The sequence below is a fragment of the Streptomyces sp. NPDC059003 genome (assembly GCF_042740445.1).
In the GTDB taxonomy this organism is placed as follows: Bacteria; Actinomycetota; Actinomycetes; order Streptomycetales; family Streptomycetaceae; genus Streptomyces.
On record NZ_JBHYJH010000375.1, the window covers coordinates 1 to 3,537 of the forward strand.

General features: G+C 72.3%; 1 protein-coding gene and 2 pseudogenes. 1 reads left to right on the plus strand and 2 read right to left on the minus strand.

Features of this window, described 5'->3' with window-relative positions; genetic code table 11:
* Nucleotides 1-261: pseudogene (locus tag ACFWZ5_RS45625) on the minus strand (hypothetical protein); the annotation flags it as partial.
* Between the two features lie 270 nt (nucleotides 262-531).
* Between ACFWZ5_RS45625 and ACFWZ5_RS45630 the strand changes: the two are divergent.
* Nucleotides 532-2,031, plus strand: coding sequence for a M1 family metallopeptidase (locus ACFWZ5_RS45630; RefSeq protein ID WP_384806556.1), 1,500 nt, complete (start codon nucleotides 532-534; stop codon nucleotides 2,029-2,031).
* 524 nt (nucleotides 2,032-2,555) lie between these two features.
* Here ACFWZ5_RS45630 and ACFWZ5_RS45635 read toward each other — a convergent pair.
* Nucleotides 2,556-3,446: pseudogene (locus ACFWZ5_RS45635) on the minus strand (oxygenase MpaB family protein); the annotation flags it as partial.
* Nucleotides 3,447-3,537 lie beyond the last annotated feature (91 nt).

Here is a 3,537-nt window from a genome sequence, read left to right on the forward strand (position 1 = left end):
GCGTACTTTGTCGACGGCGAGGCGGTCGGCCTTGCCGTCCGCGTCGCCGTCGATCCGGGTGTCGACCCACACGGACTCGCGTATCGCGTCCGCGTAGGAGTAGACGGGTCTGCTCTCCTTGGCCTTCTCGTACGTCTGCGGGGCGCCCTGCGCGGACTGCGCGGTGCCCGGGGACAGGAGGGTGGCGAGCAGGGCGGCGAGGCCCGCCACCAGCAGCGTGTTCCACATCGTCAGGCGCGTGCGTCGCGCGCGTATCGGCATGGCGCGGAAGGTACACGCGTCAACTCCCGGCGGAAAGAGGGCCGTACGCGACCGTGAAAGGTGCGTCCGACCTGGTGGCACATGTCGGCTGAATGGCGATCGTGTGACATATGCGGCCATGGACATGACCTGGGCACACGGGGCTCAATAAGGTCGACGCAACGTGAGTTGTTCCGCGCCCGGGCCGCGCGGCCGCCCCCGCACCCCGGGGCCGGCCGGGCCCGGCCCGTGGCGCAATCCACCGCACCCGCCTATCACTTGGAGACTTACGTGCACCGCAGACTCATCGCCCCGGGCGCGCTCGCGGCCGCGCTCGCGCTGCTTGCGATCCCGGCATCGGCGGCCGACTTCACCCCCGGGGCGCCCGGCGTGGGCGACTCCTACTACCCCGACGCCGGCAACGGCGGCTATGACGTCTCGCACTACGACCTGCGCCTGAAGTACCAGCCGAAGACGGACCTGCTCGAAGGCACGGCGACCCTCAACGCCACCACCACGCAGGACCTGTCGCGCTTCAACCTCGACTTCGGCCTGAAGGTCAGCGAGGTCCGCGTCAACGGCAAGAAGGCCGCGTTCGCGCGGACGGGCGAGCAGGAGCTCGAAGTCACGCCGAAGGCGGGCCTGCCCAAGGGCAGCGCCGTGACCATCGTGGTGCGCTACGCGGGCAAGCCGTCCGAGGTGAAGATCCATGGCTTCACCGCGTGGCAGCGCACGCCCGACGGCGGCGTCGCGGCGCAGGAGCCGGAGTCGGCGGCCTGGTGGTTCCCGGCCAACGACCACCCGCGCGACAAGGCGACGTTCGACGTGTCGGTGTCCGTGCCCGACGGCTCGCAGGCCATCTCCAACGGCGTGCTCCAGTCCCAGTCCTCGCGCCTCGGCTGGACGCGCTTCAACTGGCGCTCCAACAAGCCGCAGGCCCCGTACCTGGCGACGCTCGCCGTCGGCAAGTTCGACATCACGACGGACAAGACCGAGGACGGGCTGCCCGTCCTCAACGCCTACAGCAAGGACCTCGGCGACAACGCGGGGGCGGCTCGCGCCAGCATCGAGCGGAGCACCGAGGTCGCCGAGTGGCTGGAGACGGTCTACGGCAAGTACCCGTTCAACGCGCTCGGCGGGTACGTGCCGAACGTGCCGACGAGCTTCGCCCTGGAGACCCAGACGCGGCCCTTCTACAGCCCGAAGGCCTTCGCGAACGGCTCCAACGTCTCGATCGTCGTGCATGAGCTCGCCCACCAGTGGTACGGCGACAGCGTCTCCGTGGAGAACTGGAAGGACATCTGGGTCAACGAGGGCTTCGCGCGCTACAGCCAGTGGCTGTGGTCCGAGAAGGAGGGCGAGGGCACGGCGCAGGAGCTCGCCGACTACGTGTACGCCTCGCGTCCCGCCGATGACCCGTTCTGGCAGGTCAAGCCCGGTGACCCGGGGCCGGACAACCAGTTCCACGGGGCCGTGTACGACCGGGGTGCGCTCGCCCTGCAGGCGCTGCGCAACAAGGTCGGCGACAAGACCTTCTTCAAGATCCTGAAGCAGTGGCCGGCGGAGCGGCAGTACGGGAACGCGAGTGTGCGGGACTTCGTGTCGTACGCGGAGAAGGTCAGCGGCAAGCCGCTGGGGGCTCTCTTCGACACGTGGCTGTACCAGGCCGGTAAGCCGGGTGCGCCTGCCGCGAAGAAGGCCGGGGTCGGCCGGGTCGTGGGGGAGAAGGCTCCGGCCAAGCCGAAGTCCTGGAAGAAGATTGCGGCGACGAATTCGTTGCACGAGCACTGACGCCCATCTCCCACCCGCCCGCCCGTGACCCTCGACCCCGGGGGAACGCCCCCAGTGGGGGCCGACCACCGCCGGCGGCCGCAGGCGCGTGCGTGGTTGCTTTCCCACCCGCCCGCCCGTGACCCTCGGCCCCCGGGGAACGCCCCCAGTGGGGGCCGAGCACCATCGGCGGCCGCGGGCGCGTGGGTGGATGCTTTCCCACCCGCCCGCCCATGGCCGTCGGCTGTGGGGGAACGCCCCTCGTGGGGGCCGATCGCCGTCGGCGGCTGCGGCTACTCGCGCGTAGTGGCGCAAGCGTATGGGCGGGCGGGTGGGGAGTTCCCGTCGCGAAGCGGCGGGCACGGAGGCGAGTAGGGCTCAGCCGAGTGACTACTCCCGCGCAGAGGCGTAAGCGAATGGGCGGGCGGGCGCGGAGGCGTGTCGGGCTCAGCCGAGTGGCTGCTGCCGCGCAGGGGCGTAAGCGTATGGGCGGGTGGGTGGGAGGCTCCCGGCGCGGAGCGGCGGGCGCGGAGGCGTGTGGGGGGGTGGGATAACGCGCGGTGCGTGGTGCGGGCCCGGTGGGCCAGGGGGAGGTAGCGGAGGCGGTCCGGGAGGTGGGGGGTCAGGAGGCGTACCGCCAGGCATACGTGGCGGAGAGCACGCTCCTGTCGGGGCGTCCAGGGGAGGCCGATGGCGGCCCGGGCATCGGGGGGCATGAGGCCCACCGTGAGCAGGCTGCGGAGGCGCGCCAGGGGGCGTCGCAGCAGCGGCCACAGGAGGCGCAGGGGCACCCGGACCACCAGCGGCCCGCGGTCCGGTGGCGGGAGCGTCGGGTCCACGGCGACGAGGTCCCGTACCACCTGCGTCGCTTCCAGGTCCTCGGCGAGGACTCGGTGGTAGTACGGCCAGAACTCCTCCAGCGTCTGCGGCATGTCCCGGTCGCGGAGCCCGAGCACGCGCCCGACCTGGAGCCACTCCGCGTACAGCTGCCGCTCCTGGGCGGGGGTGAACGGCCGCCCCAGGTACCGCTGGGCGTGCCGGTAGACGGGGAAGCCGGTGGCGTGGACCCACGCGTAGTACGCGGGCGTGAGCGCGTGGTAGCGCCGGCCCCGGGCGTCCGTGCCGTGGACGGTGCGGTGCAGCGCGCGCAGGCGGCGGCCCTCCGCGGCCGCGGCGTCGCCCCCGTACACCCACAGGGCGAGCGACCGCAGGGACCGCTCGCCGCGGCCCCAGGGGTCGGTGCGGAAGACGGAGTGCTCGTCGACGCCCGCGCCGACGGCGGGGTGGGCGACCTGCAGGGTCATGGCGGCCGGGAGCGCGAGGAGCATGCGGAGGTCACCGGCGATGTCCCACAGGATGCCGCCGGGGGGCGGCGGCTCGGGGTCGGCCGTCGCGGGCCCGGTCGCGGGCCCGGTCGCGGGTGTCGTACGGGTCATTCGACACGCTCCGAAGGGTTTTGTTCCAGTATGCGTTCGCCGAACGCGCGACAGCGGGTGGCGCCACGTGGCGCCACCCGCTGTCAGACGT